We start from the raw sequence: 25,734 nt of genomic DNA on the forward strand, positions 1-25,734 counted from the left end.
AACCGCCGCGGACGCGCCGAACAGGCGGCCGCGCGTTTAGAATTGCCTCATGGGGAACGCGACGCCACCCGCCCGGACCGTGCGCCTGGTGTACCCGCCGAACGCGGACGGGATCGGCGTCTTCTGCATCGCGCTGAACGGTGCGTCCCAGTTCTACACCTTTTGCGAGATCCGGTGCGACATCGGCGGGCGCGGGTTCGCGGTTCACCGGCTCGGGCAGGGGGAACTGTACCACGTCCGCGTCGGGCGGCCCGAGGACACGTCGTGCGAGTGCCTGGGTTTTCTGCGGTGGGGGTACTGCAAGCACGTCACGGGGCTGGCGGCGCTGATTCGGAAGGGGCGGCTGCCCCGCCGCGGCCGCCCGCCTGCCCCGCCCGCTCCGCCGGTTCCGCCTGCGCGACACGACACCATTCCGTTTTGACGCGCGACCGCGGTCACCGCGGCATCCACACGCGGACCAGCGAGAGCAACTTCTCCACGTCGAGCGGCTTGGCCATGTAGTCGTTCGCCCCGGCCGCCAGGCACTGCTCCTGGTCGTCTTTCATCGCCTTCGCGGTGAGCATGATGACGGGCAACTTCTTCCACGCGGGCTTTTTGCGCAGCTCGCGGGTCGCGGTGAGGCCGTCCATCTCGGGCATCATCACGTCCATCAGCACCAGGTCGATGGACCGGTCCGGGTGGCCGGCAGAGCCGTCGAGCGCCCGGAGCGCTTCCAGGCCGTTCCGCGCGATCTGCACGATCGCGCCCCGGGGCTCCAGGATGCTCGTGAGGGCGAACACGTTCCGCACGTCGTCTTCCACCACCAGGATGCGCCGGCCCTCCAGGGCGGCGTCGCGGTTCCGGGCCTGTTCCAGCATCCGCTGCTGCTCGGAGGGCAGCTCCGACACCACCTGGTGCAGGAACAGGGTCACCTCGTCCAGCAGCCGCTCGGGGGATTTCGCGCCCTTGATGATGATCGACTTCGAGTACTTGCGGAGCTTCTGCTCCTCGTCGGCGGACAGGCTCCGGCCCGTGTACACGATGACCGGCGGGAACGAGTAGGCGTCTTCCGCGCTGAGGGTCTCCAGCAGGGCGTACCCGGACGCGTCCGGGAGCGACAGGTCCAGCACCATGCAGTCGAACGTGGCGGTCTTGAGCCGCTCCAGACACTCGGCCGCGGTGCCGACGGCGACGGTTTCCACGTCGGCGGTGCCGAGCAGCCGGCACAGGCTGTCGCGCTGGACCGGGTCGTCTTCCACGATGAGCACGCGGCGGAGCCGGCGCTCGAGCCGCGTTTCCAGTTGCTGGAGCGCGCCCGCGAGCTGCTCCCGCTGCACCGGCTTGAGCATGTACCCGACCGCGCCCAGCGCCAGGGCGGTTTGCGCGTAGTCCCCCGCGGAGACGACGTGGACCGGGACGTGCCGGGTGCGCGCGTCGCGCTTCAGCCGGTCCAGCACCGACAGCCCGGAGTTGTCGGGCAGCCCCACGTCCAGCACCACCGCGCTGGGGCGGTACTGGACGGCGACCGCGAGCCCCTCCTCGGCGGTGGCGGCGACGAGGCACTGGAACCCGAGTTCGTGCGCGAGGTCCACCACGATCCGCGCGAACGGCGCGTCGTCTTCCACGATGAGGATTACCCTGCGGTCGCCGGACAGCTTCTCGCGGTCGTCCTCGACCCGCCGCGCGGCGGGCACGCGGGCGGGCGCCGCCGGGGCCGGGGGCTGGCCCGCGACCGCCGCCGGCGTGTAGGGCGGAACCGTGAGCCTCGGCGCGGGTGCGGGCGGGGCGGCGGGCGCTTCGGCGCGGGGCCGCACGTGGGCCGGGTTGTACGTTGTCGGGATGGTCACGGTGAACGTGCTGCCGCGCCCGGGCTCGCTCGCCAGGTGGATGTCGCCGCCCAGCAGCCGGGCCAGTTCGCGGGCGATCGACAGCCCCAGGCCGGTGCCCCCGTGCTTGCGGTTGGTGGTCCCGTCCGCCTGACGGAACGCCTCGAACACCATCTGCTGCTGGTGCTCCGCGATCCCGATCCCGGTGTCGCGCACCGCGAACGCGATCCGGTCCCCGGGGGCCGCGCTGGCCTCCAGCGCCACCTCCCCGGACTCGGTGAACTTGAGCGCGTTCGACAGCAGGTTCTTGAGCACCTGTTCGAGCCGCTGCCGGTCCGTCTCGATCCCCTCCGGGCACCCCGGGGCGAGCCGGACGGCGAACCCGAGCTTCTTCTCGTCCGCGATCGGCTGGAACACCCGGGTGAGGTCCTCGGCGAGGCTCGCGAGCGGCACCGGGCCGGGCCGCACCTCCATGTGCCCGGCCTCGATTTTGGACAGGTCCAGGATGTCGTTGATGAGCGCCAGCAGGTCGTTGCCGGCGGCCCGGATGGTCTCCGCGTACCGCACCTGCTCGGCGGTCAGGTTCCCGTCGCGGTTGTCGGCCAGCAGCTTCGCGAGGATCAGCGACGAGTTCAGCGGGGTCCGCAACTCGTGCGACATGTTGGCCAGGAAGTCGGACTTGTACCGGCTGGCCCGCTCCAGCTCGCGGGCCTGGACCTGCAGCTCGCTCTTGGCCCGGGTCGCCTCGTCGCGCTGCGCCTCCATCAGTTGCGTCTGCTCCTCCAGTTGGACGTTCGTTTGCTCCAACTCGGTCTGCTGCTGCTCGAGCCGGGTCTGCGTCTCGCGCAGCGCGCGGCCCTGCTCGTCCAGCTCCTCGTTCGAGACGCGCAGCTCCTCGGTCTGGGCCTGCAGCTCCTCGCTCTGGCGCTGCGTCTCCTCCAACAGGTCCTTCAGGTGGGCGCGGTAGTTCGCGGACCGGACTGCCAGCCCCACGTCCTCGGCGACGCGGTCGAGCAGTTCGGCGGCATCGCCCCGCGGCGCGCGGACGAACCCCAGCTCGATCACCGCGTTGACCGCGCCGTCTTCCGTCAGCGGGACCACGGCGAGGTGCTCGGGGGTGCCGCGCCCGAGCGCCGAGCCGACCGTCAGGTAGCCCGCCGGGAGGTCGCGCAGCAGGAACGACCGGCCGGCCTTGATCGCCTGCCCGGCCAGCCCGTCGTCGGGGCCGATCCGGTCCGGCGCGCCGCCCGCCGGGACCCCGTAGGTCGCGACGCGGCGGAACGTGCCGCCGTCCTTCGCGAAGAACGCCCCGGCGTGCGCGCCCAGGTATTCCGCGAGGAACGCCAGCGCCCGCTCGCCGAGGACGTCGAGCGCCCGGTCGCCGACCAGCGCCTGCGACAGCCCGGTCTGGCCCGCGAGCAGCCACTCCTGCCGGCGCCCGGCCCGCACCGACCGCCGCACCAGATACCCGACGACGCCGGACAGCGCCACACCGAGGACCCCGCTCAGCACCCCGCTGACGACGGTGACGGTGTACGCGGACCCGGCCGCCGCGAGCCGCTCCTTGCGCACCTCGCGCTCGGTCTGCTCCATTGCTTCGACCTGTGCCCGGACGCTGTCCATCGCGTTCTTCCCGCGGTCGGTCTCGACAGCCGCGCGGGCGGCCTCGAACCCTTTGGTGCGGCGCACGACGATGGTCTCTTCGAGTTCCCGAATTTTGGTGCGCGCGTGCTCCTTGATCGCGGGGACGCGGGCCGCCTGTTCCGGGTTGTCGGCGGTGAGCCGCTCGAGGTCTTGCAGCCGCGTGTAGATGTTGCCGACCGCCGCGGTGTGCGGCGCCAGGTACCGCTCGTCGCCGGTGAGAACGAATCCGCGCTGCCCGGTTTCGGCGTCCTTCAGCAGCGACATCACGTCCTCAAGGGTCGTGATGGTGTCGTGCGTGCGGGCCACCCGTTCCATGCCGCGGCTGAGCGTGCGCGTGTTGAGGTAGGAGATCGCCCCGCTGATCACGAAGAAGAGCACTACGGTGCCGAGTCCGGCGGACAGCCCGACATCGCCCCCGAACCGCTCCGGCCGACCGTTTGCGGCGCTGTTGGGCATATCTGTGTGCCTCTGTAAGATTCTTGCGCCGCTCGGCGCCGTGGGGCGTTGGGGGAATGTAGTGCCGCGCCGCGTTCGGGGCAACGAACGGGCCGGCGGTCGCGGGGCCGGAAATTCGTTACAACGGCAACTCGTCCCGACCCGATGGGAGCCCCACGATGCCGGTCGTCCGGAGTGGCCTCGACCTTCTCTGCGCCTCCGATTTCGCCCCGCTCCGCGACCGCCGGGTCGGGCTCGTGTGCCACCCGGCGTCGGTGGATGTCCGGCTGCGGCACGCTGCGGAACTTCTAGCGGGGGCGCCCGGCGTTGAACTCCGCGCGCTGTTTGGCCCGGAGCACGGGTTCCACGGCACCGCGCAAGACCTCATCGGCGTCGGGCACGCGGACGCCGGCGCGCTGCGCGTCCACAGCCTTTACGGGAGCACCTTCGAGAGCCTCAAGCCGACCGCCGAACAGCTCCGCGGGCTCGACGTGCTGGTCATCGACCTTCAGGACATCGGGACGCGGTACTACACGTTTCAGGCGACGATGCTCTACTGCCTGGAGGCGTGCGCGGAGAGCGGCGTGGCGGTGGTGGTGCTGGACCGGCCGAACCCGCTCGGCGGGCTCGCGGTGGAAGGTCCCGCGCTGCGCGCGGGGTTCGAGAGCTTCGTCGGGCCGCACAACATTGCCACGCGGCACGGGCTCACGATGGGCGAACTCGCACTCTTCTATCAAAAGCACCGGGTGCCGAACGTTCAGCTCGAAGTGATTCCGTGTGAGGGCTGGGGGCGCGACCTGGAGTTCGAACGGACGGGCCTACCGTGGGTGCTTCCGTCGCCGAACATGCCCACCCCCGACACCGCGACCGTTTACCCGGGGCTGTGCCTGATCGAGGGGACCAACCTGTCCGAAGGGCGCGGGACGACGCGGCCGTTCGAGTTGGTCGGCGCGCCGTGGCTCGACGGGGCGGAACTGGCCCGGCGCCTGGAGGCCGAGCGCCTGCCCGGGGTGCGGTTCCGCCCCGCGTGGTTCCGGCCCACATTTCAGAAGTTCGCGGGGCAGGACTGCGGCGGCGTTCAGCTCCACGTCACCGACCGCGCGAACTTTTTACCGGTCCGAACAGGGTTGGCGGTTCTCGCGGTAATGTGTGCGCTGTCCGGCACGCGGTTCGCATGGCGGACCGAGGAATACGAATTCGTTTCGGACCGCCCCGCGATCGACCTGCTGTTCGGCAGCGACCGTGAACGGCTCGCGCTCGAAGCCGGCGCCTCGTGGCGCCAGGTCGCGAGCGCGTGGGACGCCGAAGAGGCCGACTTCCGCCAGGTGCGGGAGCCGTCCTTGCTCTACTGATCAGACCGCTCTACTGCTTTTCCGCCGGACCACTCCTCATGCCGCAACTCTTACCGCTCGATCTCGCTATCGTCGGGGTGTACGTCCTCGGGATGACGCTCCTCGGCGTGTGGTTCACCCGCGCGCAGAAGGACCTGCGCACCTACTTCGTCGGCGGGCGCAATATCGGCTGGTTCATGGTGCTCGTGTCCATCGTCGCCACCGAGACGAGTGCCGTCACGTTCCTGAGCGTCCCCGGTCTGTCGTTCAACCCCGCGGGCGGGAACTTCACCTTCCTGCAGTTGTCGTTCGGGTACATCATCGGGCGGTGCCTGGTCGCGTGGCTGCTGCTGCCGCAGTACATGAACGGCGAGCTTTTTAGCGCGTACCAGGTGCTCAAGGAGCGGTTCGACCCGTCCGTGCAGCGGGTGGCCAGCGGGCTGTTCCTCCTCACCCGGACCGTTGCGGACGGGCTCCGCATCTTCCTCACCGCGCTGCTGCTCCAGTTCGTGCTCGGCGGGGTGACGCCGGCGATTATTGTTGTGGGCGTGGTCACGATCGTTTACACCTACCTCGGCGGCATGAAGGCCGTCATTTGGACCGACCTGATCCAGTTCATCATCAAGATCGCCGGGGCGGTCCTCGCGGGCGTGTTCGTGCTGAAGCTCCTGCCGGGCGGGTGGGACCAGTTCCTGACCGAAGGGGAGGCCGTTGGGAAGTTCCGGCTCATCGACGCGGAGTTCCGGCCCACCGTTGCCCTGAACATCTGGGCCGGGGTAATCGGCGGGGCGGTGTTCTCGATGGCCAGCCACGGCGCCGACCAACTCATGGTCCAGCGCTACCTGTGCGCGAAGTCGCTCGGGCAGGCCCGGCTCGCGCTGGTGCTGAGCGGGTTCGTGGTGCTCGCCCAGTTCCTGCTGTTTCTCGCGGTCGGCGTCGGGATGTACCTGTTGTTAGAGGGCGGACAGTTCCCGGAGGCCGCCGGGAAGCGGAACGACGAGGTGTTCGGGCTGTTCATCGTGACGAAGCTCCCGACCGGCGTGGTCGGGGTGCTGGTCGCCGCGGTGCTGGCCGCGGCGATGTCCACGCTGTCGTCGTCGCTGAACAGCTCGGCGAACGCGGTGGTGACCGACTTCTACCGGCCGCTGCGGCCGAACCGGGGGGAAGGGCACTACGTGCTGCTTTCGCGTGTGATGACCGCGGCGTGGGGGCTGGCGCAGATGGGAGTGGCTTACGGCGCGTACAAGGCGGGCGGGAACAAGAGCGTGGTCGAGCAGGTGCTCGCGGTCGCCGGGTTCACGACCGGACTCCTACTCGGATTGTTCCTTCTGGGTAGTACAAAACGGTTTGTTCAATCCTGGGCCGCACTGACGGGTCTGGTGTGCGGTTTTGCAACGGTGTTTGCGGTGTGGCTCCCGTCGTCCGGAATAACTGCGGACCTGCCGGTGCCCTCCTTCTATAAGGGGGCGCTGATCGCGTGGCCGTGGTTCGCCCCGATCGGTGCTGGAACGACGGTGCTGGTCGCGCTCGCGTTGCAAGTGATCGCGTACTGTGTCACCTGGCGCCGCAAACGCGGCACGTCCGTTGCATAGCCGGGTTCACTTCGACAGCTACCATCAGTCCGACGACGCGACCCGGAGGTCGGCGAATTTCCATGGACCACCTGCAAACCGAAGCGCGCAACCCGGCGTCGACCGAACTCGATGAGATTTCATCACTTCAGTTCGTGCGGCTGATGCTCGGCGAGGACGCGGCGGTCGTTCCGGCGGTGGCGTCGCAGGCCGAAGCCCTGGCGCGTGGTGTCGAAGTCATCGCCGGCCGGCTCCGGGCCGGTGGGCGGCTCGTCTACATCGGGGCGGGCACGTCCGGTCGACTCGGCGTACTCGACGCCAGCGAGTGCCCGCCGACGTTCAACGTGCCTCCGGGGCTGGTAGTTGGACTGATTGCGGGCGGCTCCGGCGCGCTGACGCGGGCCATTGAGGGGGCCGAAGATAACCCCGAGTTCGGCGTCACGGACCTCAAGGGCATCGCGCTTTCGGCGGCCGACGTGCTCGTCGGGATCGCGACGAGCGGTCGCACCCCCTACGTGCTTTCCGCGGTCGATTACGCCCGCTCGGTTGGCGCGTTCACCATCGGGTTGTCGTGCAACCCGGGGGCGGAAATCATTTCTCGCGTGGATCTTGCGATCACACCGGTGGTCGGCCCGGAGGTGCTCAGCGGGTCGACGCGGCTGAAGGCCGGGACCGCGACCAAGCTCGTGCTCAACGTCCTCAGCACCGGCGCAATGGTCAAACTGGGCAAGACTTACGGCAACCTGATGGTGGACGTTCGCGCCACCAACGAAAAGCTCCGGGTGCGGACCAACCGCATCGTTCGGGAGGCGACGGGGCTGGACCACACCGCCGCCGACCGCTTGCTGGAGACGTGCGGGCGCGAGCTGAAGACCGCTCTGGTTGCTCAGCTCGCGGGCGTTTCGGCCGATGACGCGCGTGACCGGCTTCAACGCACGAACGGCCTCGTGCGGGCCGCCATCACGACCAACGGCACCAACGGCAAAAACGGGCACCACCACAAGAACGGTCACGCCAAGGCCGCTCCAGAGAACGTGGTTCTTGGGATCGACGGCGGCGGCACGGGTACGGTGGCACTCCTCGCGGTGCCGGACGCCGGCGCCGAGGGCGGCTGGAGACTGCTCGGGCGCGGCGAGGCCGGGCCGTCGAACCGGCACGCGGTGGGCACGGACGCGGCCCTGGCGGCGCTCAACGAGGCCACCACAAAGGCGTTCGCCGCGGCGCACCTGCCGCGCGCCTCGGTGCGCGCGGCGTGCCTCGGGCTGGCCGGCGCCGGACGCCCCGGCGACCAGGAAATCGTGCGGGAGTGGGCCGCCCGCGTGCGGCTCTCGGCGGCCGTCGAGGTGGTCGAAGACGCGGCCCTGCTGCTGGCCGCCGGGACCCCCGACGGGGTCGGCGTCGCGGTGGTCGCGGGGACGGGCTCGATGGCTTACGGCCGCCGCGCCGACGGCACAACGACCCGCGCCGGCGGGTGGGGGCCGCTGCTCGGCGACGAGGGGAGTGGATACTCGCTGGCGCTCGCCGGGCTCCGCGCCGCGGTCCGCGCGGCCGACGGCCGTATCGCGCCCACGCCGCTGACGGAGCGGCTGCTCGCGGCGCTGAAACTGGCGCGGCCCCAAGAGCTGGTCGAGTTCGTGTACCGCGGGTGCGACCGGGCGGCGCTCGCGGCACTCGCCCCGGTGGTGCTCGACGTTGCCGAAGAGGGCGACCCGGCCGCCGATCACATCGTGCGCGAGGCCGCGGGCGAACTCGCCGCCGCCGCCGCTGCTGCCGCCAAAGCGCTGGGCTTCGGCGCGTCCTTCCCGGTCGCCCTCGCCGGCGGGGTGTTCGGCGCGGGCTGCTACCGCGAGCGCTTCCGCGCCGCGCTCGCGGACCGCGGGCTCACCGCCGATCCGCTGTCATTCGTTCGCGAACCGGCCGAAGGGGCCGTCCGCCGGGCCTTCGGCCGATCGGTTCGCGTCTCCTAAAAGGTGCTTCATGCTGCGATTGCTCCTCGGGCTCACGGCCCTGGGCCTCTGCGCGCCCGTGCGCGCCGCGGACCCGCCCGCTCTGAAACGCGAGTTCCGCGCGGTCTGGGTCGCCACCGTCTCGAACATCGACTGGCCCAGCAAGCCCGGGCTGCCCGCCGACCAGCAGAAAAAAGAGCTGCTCGCGATCCTCGATAACGCGGTCGAACTGAAGCTCAACGCGGTCATCTTCCAGGTGCGGCCGATGGCCGACGCGCTCTACGCCTCGGAACTGGAGCCGTGGAGCGAGTACCTGACGGGCCAGATCGGGAAGGCGCCCGGGTACGACCCGCTCGCGTTCGCGGTGACCGAGGCGCACAAGCGGGGGCTGGAACTGCACGCGTGGTTCAACCCGTACCGGGCACGCCATCCGTCGGCGAAGTCCCCGGCACCGGCCGATCACCTGACCAGGAAGCGGCCGGACCTCGCGAAGCCCTACGGCACGCACGCCTGGATGAACCCCACGAACCCCGAGGTGCAGGAGCACTCGCTCCGCGTGTTCCTGGACGTGGTGAAGCGGTACGACATCGACGGCATCCACATCGACGATTACTTCTACCCGTACAAGGAAAAGGGCACCGACGGGAAGGTGATCCCGTTCCCCGACGACGACACCTGGGAGGCATACCAGAAGCAGGGCGGCAAGCTGTCCCGCGACGACTGGCGCCGCGACGCGGTGAACGTGTTCGTCCGCCGGATGTATGAGGAGACCAAGAAGGCGAAGCCGTGGGTGAAGGTGGGCATCAGCCCGTTCGGCATCTGGCGCCCGGGGCACCCCGCGGGCATCGCAGGGTTGGACCAGTACGCCGAACTGTACGCCGACGCGAAACTGTGGTTCAACGAGGGCTGGGTCGATTACTTCACGCCGCAACTCTACTGGCCGATCGCTCAGGAGAAGCAGAGCTTCCCGAAGCTGCTGGACTGGTGGGCGGGTGAGAACACGAAGAAGCGGCACCTGTGGCCCGGGTTGTACACCAGCCGCGTGACCGGCGCCGCGAAGGGGTGGAACGCGAAGGAGATCGCCGACCAGATCGCGGTGACTCGTCAGCGCAGCGACACCGACGGCGCGGTTCACTTCAGTGCGAAAGCCCTGGTGCGCAACACCGGCGGCATTGCGGACGAACTGAAGCAGGTCTACGCCGAACCGGCCTTGGTGCCCGCGTCCAACTGGCTCAGCCAAGGGGAGCCGCCCGCGAAGCCGGAGGCGGTTCGGGAGGTGACTGGCGGGAAGGCCGTTCTTCGCGTGAAAACGGCCCCAGGAACGCGATTCGTGGCCGTGCGTGCCCAAACGGGCGATCGGTGGGCCGTGAGCGTTTCTGACGCGTCTGGTGCGATTGCAGTGCCCGAGACGGGAAGGATCGTGGTTACGGCGCTGGACCGGATCGGACGTGAGAGCGAGCCGGTCGAGGTGAAGTAGCCGGCACGGAATTGGTTGTCGCGGCAGTTTTCTGATTGAGGCTCACCGTCAACGAAGCGAGCCGCCGGGAGGAACCCCGGCGGCTCGCTTCGTTGGCGGCTTATCGTTATTTCGCTTTGGGAGCGGCTTTGAACTCGGCGGCGGTCATTTGCTTGACAGTGCCGTCCTGAAGCAAGACGACCCCACCCTTTTCCGCGGCCGCTTTCTCGTGAGCGACAACACCCGTGCTCCCGGGCTGGAGTTTCGCGCCCCAAATGAGGACGTAGGTTTCGGTAACCAACCCTCGAACACCGGCAGGGTAAGACGGCTCTAGGTACATAATCTCGTCCATCTTGGCCGGCGGGCGGCCCTTATCCTGCTGGTATTGCTCCAACAACACCTTCAGGTTTTCAAGCCCTTGATCGGGTGACGGGCCGATCATCCCGGTCGGTTTCGATTCGCCCCCGCCGCAACCGGTTACGGCGAGAATCGAGGACACAAGAAGGACCGTCATCCACCGAGGTGTATACCGCAGCATTCGTTGCTCCAACGCGAACGGCACGCCCCGACAGTTCCGAGCCGTCTGAGAGCGCGCCGTTACATTTCGAGGTCAGAAGTTGGCGAGCACTTCCCCGCCGCTGGACGAGCCCATTCCTTGCCACGTGGCGAAGTCGATTGAATCCTGAACGAATCGGACGCTGCCATCAGCCATGCACACGTTCACACCGCCCGAGTGGTAGCTCGAAGCCGGTAGGTGCATCACCTCCAAATTGCTGAGGCCACAACCGTACTTCTGTCCCGTGGAAACTTTCTTGTTCCAGTTCGGTGGCAGCGTGTGTGAGTAGACAGAGGTGGTGAAGAGGTCGCGGTAGTACTGGTGACCGACGTTCCGGCCCCAACTGAAAATGTGCGTGGACGGGGTGATCGTGATGCTCGCCGCGCAGAGCGGGACGGCCCGTCCGTCGTACACGTTCCACCCGGTGCCCCCGGTGCCGCTGTTGAGGACGCTGGTGTCGTCGTACTGGTTCGATTCGTCGAAGGCCTTTGTGCCCCGCTTTACCTCCGCAAACATCACCGTGTTGCTCGTACCGTCGGAGACCGCCGTGATGGTTTTACCCTTCGGCCACGTTGGCGGGGCGGGCACTGAGGTCAAGGAGAAAATGCCGGACTTGCTGTCCGATTCCAACCGCCGGTCGGCGACCGCCCCGATGCTGCCGAAATAGTTGGAGCGACCGGCCGAGTAGTAGGTCTTGCTCGACGCGTCACTCGGGCACAGGTAACTCGGAACGTCCTGGTTTTGGGCCGGAACGTTGGCCGCAGCGGAGTGCACGTCTGCGTCGAAGTTGAACAGGTTATATTTGTTCGCTTGCTCCAGGTATGACAGGATCGAGGCCTGAACCGATGGAAGGGAGTAGCCCGAGGTTGGGGTCAGCGGGCGCCGGCCCCTCCCGGGTGGCAGGGTCGACATTGCACTTTCGTAGTTGTGGGCGGCCAGACCCATTTGCTTGAGGTTGTTCTGGCACTTCATCCGGGCGGCCGCTTCACGCACCTTCTGGACGGCGGGCAGCAGCAAGCCAATTAAGATGGCGATGATCGCGATGACAACGAGTAACTCAATGAGCGTAAAGCCCCGGCGCGGACGCGACATGACGATCCTCGGGAGTAATAACGCGAGTAACGAACGAAGAGAGTGTTAGATGTATTGCACGTCGCATACCAATGCCCACGTGCAGCGCGCGAAGAGTGGAGCAACGCCTCTGGACTGTGTCGTGATGAGACTTTCGCCCACTTATTGCGGGGAGGGCGTGAAGCGAGCGGGAGAGCCGTCGGGAGCGGTGTCGAAATTTCGTCGCGTCGTCACTCGGGTGTCGAAATTTCGACATTGCCGCCGTCTCGCGTGAGCCCGAGCTTCTTCATCCGCGACAAAAGCGTAGTGCGCTTCAGCCCGAGCTGCGCGGCGGCGCCGTTCGGGCCGCCGATGACCCACCCGCACCGGTCGAGCGCCCGGCGGATCAGATCGCGCTCGCTTTCACGGAGCGCATTGAATTGCGGCGGGGGCTCTGCGGGGGAGGTTGGCGGGATCGTGAGTGCGACCGCGGGCCGTGGGTGGGAGGGCGGCTCGGCTGTTGTGGGCGTGAGTTCACCGAGCGGCACACGCAGTTCCGAACCGGTCGTAAGGATCACCGCACGTTCGATGAGGTGTTGCAGCTCGCGCACGTTCCCCGGCCACGCGTACCGCTCCAGCGCGGCCATCGCCTCTGCCGGGATCGTTTCGATCCGCTTACCGAACCGCTGAGCGAACAGCGCCACGAAGTGCCGCACCAGCGACGGGATGTCCTCGCGCCGGTCCCGCAGCGCCGGTAAGTGAACCGGGAACACGTGCAACCGGTAGTAAAGGTCCGACCGGAACTTCCCCTCCGCCACCAGTTTCGCGAGGTTCCGGTGCGTCGCCGCAACCAGCCGCACGTTCACCTTAACGGTTTTGGCGCTGCCGAGCCGCTCGAACTCCTGCTCTTGGAGCACCCGCAGTAGTTTCGGTTGGAGTTCCTGCGGGATGTCGCCGACCTCGTCAAGGAACAGGGTGCCGCCGTCGGCCAGTTCGAACCGCCCGAGCCGCCGCTCCACCGCGCCGGTGAACGCTCCCTTCTCGTGCCCGAACAGTTCGCTTTCGAGCAGCCCCGTGGGAATGGCGGCGCAGTTCAGCTTCACGAACGTCCGCTCGCTCCGGGCGCTCAACCGGTGGACGGCCCGTGCGACGAGTTCCTTGCCGGTGCCGGTTTCGCCGGTGACGAGCACGGCGGAGTCGGTCGGCGCGACCACTTCGACCTGCTTCAGCACCTCCTGAAGAGTCCGGCTGTCGCCGACCACCTCGTGCATCCGCCGGTCGGCGCGGATCTCCTCTTCGAGGTACAGCTTCTCCGCCGCGAGCCGGGCGTTGGCCCGCTCCAGTTCCTGGCGTGTGAGCGCGCCTTCGACCGCGAGCGCGACCAACCGCCCCACCTGAAGGGTGAAGTTGATGTCATCGGGGGCGGGGCTCACCGGAAGGTAACTGGTGAACGCCATCGCCCCGAGCTTGCGCCGCGGGGTGGTGAGGGGCACGAAGCACGCGCACCGCACGCCCTGCTTGGCGAACGCGGTCCGCAGTACCGGGAACCGGCCGTCGGCTGTTACGTCGAGCCAGAGCGGCTCCTGGGTGTCCCACACGTGCGCGGTGGGAGACTCGCCGGCGGGCAGCTCGGTCGGGGTGTCGGCGGACTTCGGGGCCGGGCCGCCGCCGACGGGTTCGAGGAACTGGAGTTTGCCGGCGTGCGAGTGCGGCTCGAGTAGTGCGAAGCTGAGATACCCCCTGGGGAGGTGGGGGCCGAGCGCCTGTGACAGGTCGCGGAGCAGCGCGGCGAGGTCCGTGTGGGCCGCAACCGCCTGAGCGACGGCCAATAGCACCGCCGGCCGCTCGGCGACCGGCGCACGAACGAGCCGAGCGCCGGGTGAGTCGGGGCCAGAGCCGCTCCCGGCCGCGGGGGGCGGTGAGGGCGGTTGTGGGGTCATGTGCCGAACCGATGGTGCGAGTAGGACGACAGAATTTTAACGCGGAGAAGTGGGCAGTGCTGAGAAATCGGCATCCGGAGTGACAGGGCGAACCGGCACCGCCGGCTTTTTCGCACCTTCGGTGTTGCAGGCAGATCGGCGCGCAACTAATATGCCATGAGATTGCATCTCAGTAGCATGGGGCGCGGGCCGATGGAGCTGAACCAGGCCGAGGATTGCACCGGTTCGTGTCGCACGTGCCCGGCCGTGGGGAGTTGTCCGGACCGGGTGGTGTGCCGGTGTCTCCAGGTGACCGAGCAGACTCTTATCAGCGCGATCGTTGAACTCGGGCTGCGCACCGTGAAAGAGGTGCGCCGGGCGACCGAGGCCGGGACCGGGTGCAACTGCTGCCACCGCGAGGTGAACGCGTACCTCGCCGTTTACGCCTCGTCGTCGTCGCCGAACATGTGCTCGGCCAAGTAGCGCTCCAGCCCGATCTTCTCGATCAGCCCGAGTTGCGTTTCGAGCCAGTCCACGTGCTCCTCGGAGTCGTGCAGGATCTCGAGCGCGAGCTTGTGCGTCCCGTTGTCCTTCACCTTGATGCACAGGTCCACGAGTTCGTTGTAAGCGACCACGCCGCCGGTCTCGAGCTTCAGGTCGTACTCGAACTGCTCCTTCACGTCGGTGCCCACGCGGATCACGTCGTACCGGGCGATCTCGGGCGTCCCGTCGAGGAACAGGACGCGCTCGATGATCTTGTCCGCGTGCTTCATCTCGCCGATGGACTCCTCGTAGTGCTTGTGGGCGAGCTTCATGAACCCCCAGTTCTTGCACATCCTGGACTGAATGAAGTACTGGTTGATCGCGGTCAGCTCGATGGTGAGCGCCCGGTTGAGTGCGTCGATGACCGTTTGGTTGCCCTTCATCACGGCTCCTTGTGGCGAGTGCGGAAAAGCTGGCGTCGGAATCGTCTTAGCGATTTTCGGCCGGCCGCGGCGCGAATCACGCGCGGGGAATCCGTACCGTTTTTCTGCGATATCGACTTGACGAGTACGCTTGCCCGCTTAGGCTGATAGTGGCCTTGTTGAGACTGGTTCTCATAACTAGTCCGTTCCGCTAGCTTCCGTCGGCACGGCTCTCTGCCGTCCATCCGTACGCGACGCGGTCGGTGAGTTCTCCGGCACCCCCGGAGAGGTTTCCCTACCTACGTCCCGCTCCCGTACCGAGGGAGCGCCGGATGCCGCTGACGGAGCTTTCCATGTCCCGAGCCGCAGGGCGCGCGCCCGCTCGCGCCGGTTTTACGCTGATCGAACTGTTGGTGGTGATCGCGATCATCGCGATTCTCATCGGGCTTCTGCTGCCGGCCGTGCAGAAGGTGCGCGCCGCGGCCGCGCGGATGAAGTGCCAGAACAACCTCAAACAGATCGGACTGGCAACTCACAACTACCACGACTCCAACAGCAAGTTCCCCTACGCGGTGAGCTACTACCAGACGGGTGAAGAGGTCGCCAGTTACGTGTCCGGGTGGATCTTGATCTTGCCGTACCTGGAGCAAGACAACGTCGCGAAAAGATGGAACCCGAAGCTGCCCCGTCACAGTACCGACGACAGTGACGGTGACGGATACACCAACGCGATGTTGCAGCGGATGCAGATCCCGACGTACACCTGCCCGTCGATGACCCCGCCCAGCGCCACCGAAGGCGGGGCGCTGGGGCCGGCCGGCTCGGGAGAGAACCGTGCGCCTTCGAGTTACGTGTTCTCCTCCGGTACGGCGACCTGTTACGACGCCACCTACGGCGCTTATGTGGGTAAGGCGTGCGACGGCGTGGTTCTGCCGATCCGCAACGCCAAGTATTCGGCCGACCCATCGCAGCGCGACCCGGGCGGGAACTCGCCGACCACGATCGTCGGGATCACCGACGGCGCTTCGAACACGCTGCTTGCGGGCGAGTGCGACTTCAAGCCCGCCGGTGTCCCTTCAACGAACGGGCCGGTGTGGGCCTACGGGTACTTCTACAACTGGACCGGCACGAACGGCGGTCTGAACCTGCGGGACGGGTCTTACGCCGGCGCCAGCACGGGCACGTTCCGGAGCGAGCACGGCGGCGGGGCCAACTTCGTGATGGCCGACGGGTCCGTGCAGTTCCTCCGCGACGGTATCGACGCGAACACCTTTAAAGCGCTCGGCTCTCGCAACGGCGGTGAAGTCGCGACGCTCCCTTAATATCCTCCCAAAAGACACAAGCCTCACAAAGGGAATTGCAAGATGGTGCGAGCTTCAATCCTGTGCCTCGCGGTACTGACCGGCGCTGCGCATGTAGCCGGAGCCGATGTGGCGAAGGCGCCGCAACTGCCGCCGCTGCCGAAGGCGGTGTCGAGTTTCGGCGCGATCGCGTGCGACGGCTACGTGTACGTGTACGGCGGGCACGCCGGTAAGACCCACAGCTACGACACCACGTCCGTGCTGGGCACGTTCTCGCGTCTCAAACTGGACGGCGGGACGAAGTGGGAAGAGCTGCCCGGCGGACCCATTCTTCAGGGCGTGAACCTGGCGGCCCATAAGGGGAAGGTGTACCGCGTGGGCGGGATGCAGCCGAAGAACGCCCCCGGCGAGCCGTCCGACAACACCTCCCTCGCGGAGTGCGCCCGGTTCGACCCGAAAACCGGCAAGTGGGAAGAACTCGCGGCGCTGCCGGCCGGCCGCTCGTCGCACGACGTCGTGGTGGTGGGTGACAAGCTGGTTGTGGTCGGCGGGTGGCAGATGCGGGGGAAGGGCGAGAAGCCGGTGTGGCACGACACGGCCCTGGTCCTCGACCTCGCAAGCGCGAAGCCGGAATGGAAGTCGGTCCCGCAGCCGTTCAAGCGCCGCGCCCTGACCGCGGCGGCGGTCTGCAACAAGGTGTACGTGCTCGCCGGGCTGGGCGCCGAAGGGACCGACCGGAAGGTGGACGTGTTCGATGTCGAAACCGGCAAGTGGAGCACCGGGCCGGAGTTCCCCGGCACCGACCGGACGGCGTTCTCGCCGGCCGCTTGCACCGCTGGCGGAAAGCTGATCATGAGCACGTCGTCCGGGGCGCTGTACCGGCTCACCGACGCCGGGGACAAGTGGGAGCGGATCGGCACCGCGGCAAAGGGCCGCATGGTCGCCCGGCTGGTGCCGCTCGGCGCGGATCACGTGGTGCTGCTCGGCGGCGCCAGCAACAGCGGCAACGTCGACGCGCTGGAAGTGCTTCCGATCGCGGTGAAGGGCGAACCGGTCAGTGGGAACTGACCAACGCCAAGAGCCCGTTCCGCAACAGCCGACGGGCGGAACTGAACTGCGCGCTCACGGCCCGGGCGATCGCATTTTGCGATCGCCCGGGCCGTGAGCGCTCTACGGTTCCGAGTGAGCGTTACCCCGTTCGTGGTTCGGCAGAACACGTTTCACGGTGCAACGGGCCGAAACAAAGTGATGAATGTTTTGTACATGAGGGGTTCGCGGGCCGCGCGGTGCGAGCAAGCACGACGCGGTCTGACGCGGCGAGCTTGGCCTTGTGGTTTGCCGCGCGGGATGCGATAAGATGTTCACGTCAGGGTTCTCGCTCCGCACGGCGACGGCGGCTGGTCTCATGCACTTTCACGGTTCGGAAGAATCCGGCTCCATTCCCACTCGCGTTAGCGCGGATGTCGCGGTCGTCGGTGGCGGCCCTGTCGGGTGCGCTTCGGCGCTCGCGTTCGCCCGCGCCGGGGCTCGGGTGTGCCTGATCGACCCGAGCGCGCAGTCCCATCGGCTCGGGGGCGAGTGGCTGCACCCCACCGGTGCCACGATCCTCGCCGACCTCGGGGTCGACTTCGCGCGCGATCACATTCCGCACGCCGCCGGGCACGGGTTCGCCATCTTCCCCAAAGGCTCCGATCCGATCGTCCTCCCCTACGTGGGCGGCGAACGCGGGATCGGGTGCCAGCACCACCTCATCATCAACGCGGTTCAGAAAGTCGTCGAACGCACACCCGGCATAACCGCGCTTTCGGGATACCGTGCCACGACGGTGAGCCGCGGCACGCTCACCGTGACGAGCGCGGACCGCAAACGAACTGTCGAAATCGCGGCGGGGTTGATTGTCGGGGCCGACGGGCGGCAATCGGTTGTGCGGCAGTCACTTGGGTACGAAAGCGGCTCGCGCCCGGTGTCGTACATGCTCGGCGTGCTGATCGACGCCCGGTCGCTGCCATTTGATGGGTACGGGAACGTGTTCCTGGGCGGGCCGGGGCCGGTGCTGGCGTTCCGCGTGGACGAGCGGCAGGCCCGGATGTGTTTCGACGTGCCCGCAGACCGGGTGGCGTGGGTGCGGAACCCGACCGAACTGCTCGCGGCGTACCAGAACTGCGTTCCGGCCCCCCTCCGCGAAGCCTGCGCGCGGGCGCTCGCCGAGGCTGCGCCTTCGGTTGCGGCGAACCAGTGGATGCGGCGCCGGCAGTACGGCCGGAAGGGCGTCGCCCTCGTCGGCGACGCCGTGGGGCACTGCCACCCGCTCTGTGCCGTTGGAATGTCGGTGGGGTTCCTCGACGCGGTGGCCCTGGCGCGGGCCGGCTCGGTGGAAGAGTACGCGAGCGCCCGGCGCGCCGGCGGGCGCGTGCCGGAACTGCTCTCGATGGGTCTTTACGATCTGTTCGTCGGCGCCGACGCGGGAAGTACCGAGTTGCGGGAAGCCGTGTACCACACCTGGCGCACGTCGGCCGCAGCGCGGCGCGACACGATGCGCCTGCTGGCGGTGCGCGAGACCCGTCGTGCGGCGCTGGGCGTCACGTTCGCGCGCCTGCTGGTCGCGGCCTCGCGCCAAGTAGTGACCGGCGCCGCCCGCCGCCCGCTGGCGTACACGGCGGGGGCCGTTGCCGGATTTGCGAGCTGGGCCGGATGGTTCGCCCGCGAGGCTCTTACAAACTGATGCCGTCTGATGCCGCACGATCCCACTGCCCGCGCGGCCGCGCGCCTGACCGAGACCCAGCAGCCCGCCGGGTGCTGGGAAGGCGAGATGATCTGGTGCCCGGTCGTCACGGCACAAGTCGCGATCACGCGGCACGTTGTCGGGATGCCCTTCTCGGACGCCGACGCGGCCAAGATCATCCGGCACTTCGAGTTCTCCCAACTGCCGAACGGCGCGTTCGGCTTGCACCCGGAACACCCCGGCTCGGTGTTCGTCACCACGCTCGTGTACGTCGCGGCGCGGTGCCTCGGTGTGAGTGCAGAACACGCCGTCACCGCGAAGGCGCGCGGCTGGCTGCACGCGCAACCGGGCGGGGTGTTGTCCGCGCCGACGTGGGGTAAGTTCTGGCTCACGCTGCTCGGGCTGTACGGCCGCGACGGGCTGCGCCCGCTGCTCCCTGAACTGGCGCTGCTACCCAAAGCGTTCCCCGTCCATCCGGTCCGTTTTTACTGCCACACGCGGTACGTGTACCTGGTGATGTCGCTGCTCCAGGGCGCGCACGCGACGTTCGACCTCGGCCCGCTTCGCGCGGAACTGGAACGCGAGTTGTACGGCCCGCTGGCGGTGCCCGAGTCGTTCCGCCAGTACCGCTACCGCCTCGCCGAAACCGACGCCTTCGAGCCGCCGAACCTGTTCATCCGGGTCGCCGAGCGTGTGATGGGCTGGTACGATCGCGTTGCGCTGCCCGGGCTGCGCCGCGCGGCACTCAAGCGGTGCGCGGACCTGATCGACCTGGACCTCGACGCGAACGGGTATCTGACCCTGTCGCCGGTGAACGGCACGCTCAACGCACTCGCGCTGTTCGCACGCGGCGCGGACCGCGAGGTGATCGCCAAGTGCGTGAGCGGGTTCGAGTTCTATCGTTTCGACGACCCCGAGCGCGGGCTGCGGTACTCCGGCGGCAGTACACGCACCTGGGACACGGGGTTCGCCTTGGAGGCGCTGCTCGCGAACCCGGCGGTGGCCTCCGTGTACCGCGATGTGGTCCATCGGGGCTATCGGTTCCTGGCCGCGCACCAGATGTCGAAGTCGGTTGCGGGTCGCGATCCGTCGTTCCCGGACACCGCCCGCGGCGGCTGGTGCCTTGGCGACGGGGGGCACGCGTGGCCGGTGAGTGATTGCACCGCGGAAGCGCTCTCGGCCGTTCTGAGTGCGCACACGCACGGCATGGCACCCGAGGAACGCATCCCGGACGCCCGGCTGATCCAGGCCGCCGAGTTCATGCTGACGCGCCAGAACCGGGACGGCGGGTTCGGCTCCTACGAACGCGCCCGCAGCCCGCGCTGGCTCGAACGGATGAACCCGTCGGAGATGTTCACCCGGTGCATGACGGACCAGTCGTACATCGAATGTACGGGGTCGTGTCTCGTGGCGCTCGGGCGGTTCCGAAAGGCGATCCCGCACCACGCGGCCGGACGCATCACCCGGGCGACGAACCGCGGCGCCCGGTTCCTGTTGAGCCGGCAGCGCCCGGATGGCGCGTTCCCCGGAGCGTGGGGGGTGTACCTCACCTACGGAACGTTCCATGCGGTGCGCGGGCTTCGTGCCGCTGGCTACGCGCCCTCCCACCGGGCACTTCAACGGGCCGCGAACTGGCTCATCGCTACCCAAAAGCGGGACGGCGGCTGGGGCGAGGACTACCACGGTTGTCTTCGGCAGGAGTACGTCGAGCACCCCGAGTCGCAGGCCACGATGACGAGTTGGGCGATTGTAGCGTTGTGCGAGACCGTCGGGACCGGGCACCCGGCCGTGCAAAAAGGGGCCGCGTGGCTCGCGTCACGCCAGCGGGCCGACGGCTCGTACCCGCGCGAGGCCGTTAATGGGGTGTTCTTCGGAACGGCGATGCTCGATTACGATCTGTATCGCGCGTACTTTCCGACATGGGCGCTCGCACTGGCTTCGGGTACAACTGCGAAAAGTTGATGGCGTTTAGCTCGTCGCTCTGCGACAGGCTGATGTTGCGTCAGCCGAGCTTCTGCCTTCACACCCCGCGCGGGGAGCGCTGTTCCAGCACCGCTTCCGACCGGTCCGCCCCCCGGACGGTCCAGGTCTGGAACAACCCCGCCGATCGTGGTTCCTGGACCGTCCGGGGGGCGGACCGGTCGGCGGTGCCGTGAGCGCTCCGCGCCACAGGAAGAGAAGTTAACGCCGTCAACTCCGAACCCCGTGGCTCGTGCCGCGGGGTTCGTGCATTTGCCGATTGTAAAATGTTCCACGTGGAACGTGGGTAAACGTGCGAACGTAGCGAAGGAAGTTGAACCCTTCGTGGTGCCAGAGTGTCTCCTGGGCACCATGTTGCACTACCCGAAAATTCCCGGCAGCGCAGCGGCCCCGAATGATCGGTGTGTCGCGTTCGAGAAACTCGACGGCACCAACCTGCATTGGTGCTGGGAACGCGACTTCGGCTGGCACGCCTTCGGCACACGTCGCGACGAGTTCAACCTGACACCCGACGGCATCGCCGCATTCAACCTCGCGCACCCGGGACTGGAAGAGGCCGCGCCGGCGTTCATCAACACACTCGCCGAACCGCTCGACACACTTTTGCGGGAGCACCCGAACTACGCCTCCTTTATCACAGTGAAGGTGTTCACCGAGTTTCTGGGGCCGAACTCGTTTGCAGGCGCACACAAGCCCGACGATCCGAAACGGCTCGTCCTGTTCGACGTTTGGGCGGAGGGATACGGGTTTGCTGTACCGAAGACATTCGTGACCGACTTCGGTCACCTGCCGACGCCTCGCGTCGTTTATGAGGGGAAGTTGACCGGCACGTTCCTCGAAGCGGTTCGTGAAGGGAAGTACGGTTTGGCGGAGGGCGTTGTGTGTAAGGGAGGGCCGGGCGGTGAGGACGTGTGGATGGTGAAGGTGAAGACCTATGAGTACCTTGAGCGCCTGAAGAAGGCATTCGGAACGAGATGGAACGAATTCTGGGAATGAAAAACGCGAAGCGACCGATGGCGGTCGCTTCGCGTGTGTTACTGCTGCGGCAGTATCAGGCGGATGTGGTCTTGCCTGCCACTTTCTTGAGTCCGGCGGCGCGGTCGAGGGCTTTCGCCTTGTTCGCTCGTTCGATCGCGGTGGAACTCGGCAGTGCGGCGGCCTCGTTCGCGGCGGCCGTTACCATTTCGGCGGTGATCGCCGCTGCGGCCTTCGCACTGGCGGTCAGCACGGTGACCACGTTCAACCGCACCTGGACGAAACCGGCCTCAACGAAGAAACGCTTCGTTGTGGAGCCGGTGACGAGACGCAGCTCGCCCGCCCCGAGCCGGCCGATGAGCGGCGAGCGGCCCGGCTGTACGCCCAGCTCGCCGTCGATCATCGGCAGGATGACCATGTCTGCGGTGTCGTCGAGTACGGCCTTTTCGGGCGTAACGACGACCACCTTGAGGTTGCGCGAAGTCGGTTCGGCCATGGGAGTACAGTGAGGAGTGAGGGTGAGGGGTGCGGAATTCACAAGAGGCGGGAGCGAACGAACCGCTCCTCGCCCTGTGACTCCGACCCACTTACTTCGCGGCGCCTACTTCGTCGATCTTGCCCACGTAGAGGAACGCGCTCTCGGGGATGTGGTCCCACTTGCCATCGCACAGCTCCTCGAAGCTGCGGATCGTGTCTTCGAGGGTGGTGAAGTTGCCGGACTTCCCGGTGAACGGCTCCGCAACGTAGAACGGCTGGCTCAGGAACCGCTCGATGCGGCGCGCCCGCTCCACAACCTTCTTGTCCTCTTCGCTCAGTTCTTCGACGCCGAGGATGGCGATGATGTCCTGCAGTTCGCGGTACCGCTGCAAGATCCGCTTCACGCGGTCCGCCACCGCGAAGTGCCGCTCGCCGACGAACTGCGGGTCGAGCAGACGGCTGTTCGAGGCCAGCGGGTCGATGGCCGGGTAGATGCCCTTTTCCGAAATCGACCGCTCGAGGTAGATGAACGCGTCCAGGTGCTGGAACGTGTTCGCGGGGGCCGGGTCGGTGGGGTCGTCGGCCGGCACGTACACGGCTTGCACCGACGTGATGGCCCCGTTCTTGGTCGTGGTGATGCGCTCCTGGAGTTCACCCATCTCGGTGGCCAGCGTCGGCTGGTAACCCACGGCGCTCGGCATGCGGCCGAGGAGCGCGGACACTTCGGAGCCCGCTTGCGAGAAGCGGAAGATGTTGTCCACGAAGAGCAGCGTTTCCGTCCCGGTCACGTCGCGGAACCACTCGGCCATCGTCAGGGCCGACAGCGCGACCCGCAGACGGGCCCCGGGCGGCTCGTTCATCTGACCGAACACCATCGCACAGCTCTCGAGAACGCTCTTGGCGTCCGCGCTGGCGTCGGTCTTCGTTTCCTGCATTTCGAGCCAGAGGTCGTTACCTTCGCGGGTCCGCTCGCCGACGCCCGCGAACACCGAGTAGCCCTTATAGACCTTCGCGATGCGGTTGATCAGCTCGGTGAGGATGACCGTCTTACCCAGCCCGGCACCGCCGAACAGCCCGGCCTTACCGCCACGCGCCAGCGGGGTGAGGAGGTCGATGACCTTGATTCCCGTGACGAGCACCTCGGACTTCGGGGACAGTTCGTCAAACTTCGGCGGCTCGCGGTGGATGGCCCGCTTTTCGGTAGTTTGGACCGCGCCGCCGCCATCAATCGGTTGGCCGAGCAGGTTGAACACGCGGCCCAGCGTGCCCAGCCCCACCGGCACCGACACCGGAGCGCCGGTATCGGTGCAGTCCATCCCGCGGACGAGGCCGTCGGTGCTGCCCAGCGCGACGCAGCGGACGCGGCTGCCGCCGAGGTGCTGCTGGACCTCGCCGGTGAGGCTGATCTCGGTGCCGCTCGCGGACTTCGTGGTGATCGTCAGCGCGTTGTAGATCGCGGGCAGGTGGCCTTCCTCGAACTCCACGTCGAACGTGGAGCCGATGATCTGCACAATCTTGCCGAGCTTGCTATTCGTCGCGGTGGTGACCATGTTCTCTCTCTTCGGGAGGGCGAGTGAGCCCGCGCTACGCTTGTGGAATCAAAAAACTCAGGTGGTGCGCGCAGTGAAGGCGTTGCACCTTGTGTCCGGTCTCACGGTCGAGCACGCCCAACAGTGGCGACGGGCGGTACGGACCCGGGAACGCCTTGAACCGCTCGACCGCCTCTTTCAATTTTGCCACCGCAATACTCGGGTCGCTGCCGGGCGGGGCAACCGATTCTTTCAGGGTCGGGGCGCCGGGTGGCATCTCACCCTTGGCGAGTGTCTTCTGTAACATCCGCGGGGCGATTGTGCTTCGGGCGAGCCAAAACACCGGGCGCATCAACAGGGGCGGCTTCGGGAACCCTTCGATCGGATAGCGGAGCCACTCAGCCAAGTGAAAACACACCTGCGCCAAATCCCAGTTCCCGGCCCTGACGTACCCCTTTGCGAGCAAGTTCTCGGCATCCGCGACGGCTTCATCCAGGGTCGCGAAGGGCACCTTCCGGCGGATGGCTTTTGGGGAACTCATTCGGCCTCCGAAGACCGAGCAGTCTCATGTCTCTGACCCAAAACCACACAGCGGCAGCGGCCAACAGGAGCCAAGACCAAGAAGCCAGAATCACTCGGCCGGCCCCACCGCCTTGGTGCGAAACCCCGCCACTCTCTGTTCTCGCCGTTTCAGTTCGTTCAACGTATTCGTGCCACGGGCTGAACGACAATCCGGTCGCGTAATGGCGCTCGACGACTCGCGTGTTATCTAGCTCCTGATGCTGCTCGTGAGTAACACCTGTGGGAGTGAAAAATAGACCCAGAAGCACACTGATACCGAACAGGAACAGACACCGTTCACGGATCGTTCCCATCGTGATCTCACTTTAGCGCTTCGGAGCCGGCGATCAGCTCCGAGATTTCCTTCGTGATGTTCGCCTGGCGCGTGCGGTTGTACAGCCGCGTGATGTCCTTGATGAGGTCGCCGGCGTTCTCGGTCGCGGCCTTCATCGCGATCCGGCGGGCGATCTGCTCGCTCACCGCGGCGTCGAGGAACATCTTGAACAGGCGCACTTTCAGGGCGGCCGGAACCAGTTCTTCGAGGATCTCGGCGGCGTTCGGGATGAACTCGTATTCGACCTTCGCGTCGGTCCCGCCGGCCGCGTTTTCGGTCGCGGCCGGAGCGCTCTTCCGCGTCTCGACACCGACCGACGACAGCGGCAGCAGTGTCTCAACAACGGCTTGCTGCTTCGCGGCGCTGACGAACCGGGTGTAAACGACCTTCACCTCGTCGATCTGGCCCGAGATGAAGAGGTCGACGTACCGGCTGGCGACCGCATCCACCTCAGCGAAGCTCGGCTTGTCCTCGAAGTTGGTGTACTCTCGGGTCCGCGGCACGCCCTGGAACTTGAAGAACGCGATGCCGCGCTTGCCCGAGACCTCGAGGTCGAACGGGGCGTTGCTCGCGGTCAGTTGGCGTGTGAGTGGCAGCGCCTCGCGGAGCACACTGCCGTTGTACCCGCCGCACAGCCCGCGGTTGGCGGTAATGACCAGCACCACCGTCTTCTTGACAGGCCGGGTGGCGAGCAGCGGGTGCGTCACGTCGCCCGCGTTCTTGCTGAGGTCGGCGGCCAGCTCCGCGATCTTGCGGGTGTACGCTTCCGCCTCGGTGGCGCGGTCGAGCGCCTTCTTGAAGCGGGCGGTCGCGATCAGTTCCATCGTCTTCGTGATCTTGCGGATGTTCCGCACGGCCTTGCGGCGCTTCACGAGTACACGAAGGTTTGCCATCGGCGTTGGTGTTTCGTGTTTGGTGTTTAGTGGTTGATCCGCCCCGGCGGAACCGGCACGTGATACGCGGTGATCACGAAGACCAGGTCCTCATCGCCGAGACCGTTGTGGCGCCAGATGATCTTCACCCACCGCCCGTTCGGCACCCGCCCGTAACTCTCGACGCCCGGCTCGGGCTCGTCCCACTCGGCAACGTCTCGCCGGTGCTCCCACGCGAACTCCACCTCGTCGGTCGACAGGTGGTGCATGGCCAGTTTCGCTTGGTTCCAATCGATCCAGAGAAACTGAGCCATGCCTCCTTTTCGCTGTGGTGAACCGGTGGGACAGTAACCCCGACACTCCGG

The 25,734-nt window shown here is 67.2% G+C and carries 20 protein-coding genes and 2 pseudogenes; 12 read left to right on the forward strand and 10 right to left on the reverse strand.

The window, feature by feature from the left end; translation table 11 throughout:
* The first annotated feature begins 49 nt into the window (after positions 1 to 49).
* Positions 50 to 421, forward strand: a complete 372-nt coding sequence (locus tag GobsT_RS09500) for a hypothetical protein (RefSeq protein WP_010046424.1) — start codon at positions 50 to 52, stop codon at positions 419 to 421.
* Positions 422 to 434: 13 nt separating this feature from the next.
* Here the strand turns inward: GobsT_RS09500 and GobsT_RS09505 are convergent, their stop codons facing one another.
* Positions 435 to 3,905: a response regulator gene (locus tag GobsT_RS09505; RefSeq protein ID WP_010046423.1), complete on the reverse strand. Its 3,471-nt coding sequence runs from the start codon at positions 3,903 to 3,905 to the stop codon at positions 435 to 437.
* A gap of 158 nt (positions 3,906 to 4,063) precedes the next feature.
* On the opposite strand from GobsT_RS09505, the gene GobsT_RS09510 reads away from it, so the two are divergent.
* The 5 genes and pseudogenes from GobsT_RS09510 to GobsT_RS09525 all read left to right on the forward strand — a co-directional run bounded on the left by GobsT_RS09510 (position 4,064) and on the right by GobsT_RS09525 (position 10,209).
* Positions 4,064 to 5,236, forward strand: coding sequence for an exo-beta-N-acetylmuramidase NamZ family protein (locus GobsT_RS09510; RefSeq protein ID WP_010046421.1), 1,173 nt, complete (start codon positions 4,064 to 4,066; stop codon positions 5,234 to 5,236).
* 38 nt (positions 5,237 to 5,274) lie between these two features.
* Positions 5,275 to 6,807 (forward strand): sodium:solute symporter family transporter, encoded by a 1,533-nt coding sequence (locus GobsT_RS09515; protein WP_010046419.1) that lies wholly within the window; start codon positions 5,275 to 5,277, stop codon positions 6,805 to 6,807.
* Between the two features lie 62 nt (positions 6,808 to 6,869).
* Positions 6,870 to 7,748 (forward strand): annotated as a pseudogene (murQ, locus tag GobsT_RS40990) (N-acetylmuramic acid 6-phosphate etherase); the annotation flags it as partial.
* Positions 7,749 to 7,838: 90 nt separating this feature from the next.
* A pseudogene (locus GobsT_RS40995) lies at positions 7,839 to 8,753 on the forward strand (N-acetylglucosamine kinase); the annotation flags it as partial.
* Between the two features lie 10 nt (positions 8,754 to 8,763).
* Positions 8,764 to 10,209: a glycoside hydrolase family 10-like protein gene (locus GobsT_RS09525; RefSeq protein WP_010046417.1), complete on the forward strand. Its 1,446-nt coding sequence runs from the start codon at positions 8,764 to 8,766 to the stop codon at positions 10,207 to 10,209.
* A 106-nt stretch (positions 10,210 to 10,315) separates the two neighbouring features.
* Here the strand turns inward: GobsT_RS09525 and GobsT_RS09530 are convergent, their stop codons facing one another.
* The 3 genes from GobsT_RS09530 to GobsT_RS09540 form a co-directional block, all read right to left on the reverse strand.
* On the reverse strand, positions 10,316 to 10,726 hold the full coding sequence (locus GobsT_RS09530) for a hypothetical protein (RefSeq protein ID WP_148087678.1): 411 nt from the start codon (positions 10,724 to 10,726) through the stop codon (positions 10,316 to 10,318).
* A 72-nt stretch (positions 10,727 to 10,798) separates the two neighbouring features.
* Entirely contained in the window at positions 10,799 to 11,836 is a 1,038-nt protein-coding gene (locus tag GobsT_RS09535) for a DUF1559 domain-containing protein (RefSeq protein ID WP_010049675.1), read from the reverse strand.
* Between the two features lie 209 nt (positions 11,837 to 12,045).
* Complete coding sequence (locus tag GobsT_RS09540; RefSeq protein WP_081471970.1) at positions 12,046 to 13,734, reverse strand: sigma-54-dependent Fis family transcriptional regulator; 1,689 nt, start codon at positions 13,732 to 13,734, stop codon at positions 12,046 to 12,048.
* 156 nt (positions 13,735 to 13,890) lie between these two features.
* On the opposite strand from GobsT_RS09540, the gene GobsT_RS09545 reads away from it, so the two are divergent.
* Entirely contained in the window at positions 13,891 to 14,196 is a 306-nt protein-coding gene (locus tag GobsT_RS09545; protein ID WP_081471971.1) for a (2Fe-2S)-binding protein, read from the forward strand.
* Here the strand turns inward: GobsT_RS09545 and bfr are convergent.
* Positions 14,154 to 14,639, reverse strand: a complete 486-nt coding sequence (bfr, locus tag GobsT_RS09550; protein ID WP_010049679.1) for a bacterioferritin — start codon at positions 14,637 to 14,639, stop codon at positions 14,154 to 14,156. The two genes, GobsT_RS09545 and bfr, sit on opposite strands and share 43 nt — an antisense overlap.
* A gap of 332 nt (positions 14,640 to 14,971) precedes the next feature.
* Here bfr and GobsT_RS09555 point away from each other — a divergent pair, with 332 nt between their 5' ends.
* The 5 genes from GobsT_RS09555 (at position 14,972) to GobsT_RS09575 (ending at position 21,617) form a co-directional block, all read left to right on the forward strand.
* Positions 14,972 to 15,940 carry a DUF1559 domain-containing protein gene (locus GobsT_RS09555; RefSeq protein ID WP_033199914.1) on the forward strand — a complete coding sequence of 323 codons (969 nt, stop codon included), beginning with the start codon at positions 14,972 to 14,974 and terminating at the stop codon, positions 15,938 to 15,940.
* A gap of 42 nt (positions 15,941 to 15,982) precedes the next feature.
* On the forward strand, positions 15,983 to 16,987 hold the full coding sequence (locus GobsT_RS09560) for a Kelch repeat-containing protein (RefSeq protein WP_081471972.1): 1,005 nt from the start codon (positions 15,983 to 15,985) through the stop codon (positions 16,985 to 16,987).
* A 337-nt stretch (positions 16,988 to 17,324) separates the two neighbouring features.
* The gene (locus GobsT_RS09565; protein WP_157506598.1) at positions 17,325 to 18,641 is read left to right on the forward strand and encodes an FAD-dependent oxidoreductase; all 1,317 of its coding nucleotides are present in this window, start codon (positions 17,325 to 17,327) and stop codon (positions 18,639 to 18,641) included.
* 9 nt (positions 18,642 to 18,650) lie between these two features.
* Entirely contained in the window at positions 18,651 to 20,603 is a 1,953-nt protein-coding gene (locus GobsT_RS09570; protein WP_010036461.1) for a 2,3-oxidosqualene cyclase, read from the forward strand.
* A gap of 342 nt (positions 20,604 to 20,945) precedes the next feature.
* Positions 20,946 to 21,617 (forward strand): RNA ligase family protein, encoded by a 672-nt coding sequence (locus tag GobsT_RS09575; RefSeq protein ID WP_010036459.1) that lies wholly within the window; start codon positions 20,946 to 20,948, stop codon positions 21,615 to 21,617.
* 55 nt (positions 21,618 to 21,672) lie between these two features.
* Here the strand turns inward: GobsT_RS09575 and GobsT_RS09580 are convergent, their stop codons facing one another.
* The 5 genes from GobsT_RS09580 to GobsT_RS09600 form a co-directional block, all read right to left on the reverse strand.
* Positions 21,673 to 22,092: a FoF1 ATP synthase subunit delta/epsilon gene (locus GobsT_RS09580; protein ID WP_010036456.1), complete on the reverse strand. Its 420-nt coding sequence runs from the start codon at positions 22,090 to 22,092 to the stop codon at positions 21,673 to 21,675.
* 91 nt (positions 22,093 to 22,183) lie between these two features.
* Positions 22,184 to 23,623 (reverse strand): F0F1 ATP synthase subunit beta, encoded by a 1,440-nt coding sequence (gene atpD / locus GobsT_RS09585; protein ID WP_010036454.1) that lies wholly within the window; start codon positions 23,621 to 23,623, stop codon positions 22,184 to 22,186.
* Between the two features lie 34 nt (positions 23,624 to 23,657).
* Positions 23,658 to 24,143, reverse strand: coding sequence for a DUF1569 domain-containing protein (locus GobsT_RS09590; RefSeq protein WP_010036453.1), 486 nt, complete (start codon positions 24,141 to 24,143; stop codon positions 23,658 to 23,660).
* A gap of 341 nt (positions 24,144 to 24,484) precedes the next feature.
* Entirely contained in the window at positions 24,485 to 25,390 is a 906-nt protein-coding gene (gene atpG / locus GobsT_RS09595) for an ATP synthase F1 subunit gamma (protein ID WP_010036451.1), read from the reverse strand.
* A gap of 26 nt (positions 25,391 to 25,416) precedes the next feature.
* Positions 25,417 to 25,683, reverse strand: a complete 267-nt coding sequence (locus GobsT_RS09600) for a hypothetical protein (RefSeq protein ID WP_010036447.1) — start codon at positions 25,681 to 25,683, stop codon at positions 25,417 to 25,419.
* Between the last annotated feature and the right edge of the window lie 51 nt (positions 25,684 to 25,734).

Origin of the sequence: Gemmata obscuriglobus (assembly GCF_008065095.1) — a bacterium.
Lineage (GTDB): Bacteria > Planctomycetota > Planctomycetia > Gemmatales > Gemmataceae > Gemmata > Gemmata obscuriglobus.

Coding starts and splice junctions, on each gene's coding strand:
- bfr (WP_010049679.1), bottom strand. CDS start 14,639: ATGAAGGGCAACCAAACGGTCATCGACGCACTCAACCGGGCGCTCACC.
- atpD (WP_010036454.1), bottom strand. CDS start 23,623: ATGGTCACCACCGCGACGAATAGCAAGCTCGGCAAGATTGTGCAGATC.
- GobsT_RS09530 (WP_148087678.1), bottom strand. CDS start 10,726: ATGCTGCGGTATACACCTCGGTGGATGACGGTCCTTCTTGTGTCCTCG.
- GobsT_RS09580 (WP_010036456.1), bottom strand. CDS start 22,092: ATGGCCGAACCGACTTCGCGCAACCTCAAGGTGGTCGTCGTTACGCCC.
- GobsT_RS09535 (WP_010049675.1), bottom strand. CDS start 11,836: ATGTCGCGTCCGCGCCGGGGCTTTACGCTCATTGAGTTACTCGTTGTC.
- GobsT_RS09600 (WP_010036447.1), bottom strand. CDS start 25,683: ATGGCTCAGTTTCTCTGGATCGATTGGAACCAAGCGAAACTGGCCATG.
- GobsT_RS09555 (WP_033199914.1), top strand. CDS start 14,972: ATGTCCCGAGCCGCAGGGCGCGCGCCCGCTCGCGCCGGTTTTACGCTG.
- GobsT_RS09510 (WP_010046421.1), top strand. CDS start 4,064: ATGCCGGTCGTCCGGAGTGGCCTCGACCTTCTCTGCGCCTCCGATTTC.
- GobsT_RS09505 (WP_010046423.1), bottom strand. CDS start 3,905: ATGCCCAACAGCGCCGCAAACGGTCGGCCGGAGCGGTTCGGGGGCGAT.
- GobsT_RS09545 (WP_081471971.1), top strand. CDS start 13,891: ATGAGATTGCATCTCAGTAGCATGGGGCGCGGGCCGATGGAGCTGAAC.
- GobsT_RS09525 (WP_010046417.1), top strand. CDS start 8,764: ATGCTGCGATTGCTCCTCGGGCTCACGGCCCTGGGCCTCTGCGCGCCC.
- GobsT_RS09500 (WP_010046424.1), top strand. CDS start 50: ATGGGGAACGCGACGCCACCCGCCCGGACCGTGCGCCTGGTGTACCCG.
- GobsT_RS09540 (WP_081471970.1), bottom strand. CDS start 13,734: ATGACCCCACAACCGCCCTCACCGCCCCCCGCGGCCGGGAGCGGCTCT.
- GobsT_RS09515 (WP_010046419.1), top strand. CDS start 5,275: ATGCCGCAACTCTTACCGCTCGATCTCGCTATCGTCGGGGTGTACGTC.
- GobsT_RS09565 (WP_157506598.1), top strand. CDS start 17,325: ATGCACTTTCACGGTTCGGAAGAATCCGGCTCCATTCCCACTCGCGTT.
- GobsT_RS09560 (WP_081471972.1), top strand. CDS start 15,983: ATGGTGCGAGCTTCAATCCTGTGCCTCGCGGTACTGACCGGCGCTGCG.
- GobsT_RS09570 (WP_010036461.1), top strand. CDS start 18,651: ATGCCGCACGATCCCACTGCCCGCGCGGCCGCGCGCCTGACCGAGACC.
- atpG (WP_010036451.1), bottom strand. CDS start 25,390: ATGGCAAACCTTCGTGTACTCGTGAAGCGCCGCAAGGCCGTGCGGAAC.
- GobsT_RS09590 (WP_010036453.1), bottom strand. CDS start 24,143: ATGAGTTCCCCAAAAGCCATCCGCCGGAAGGTGCCCTTCGCGACCCTG.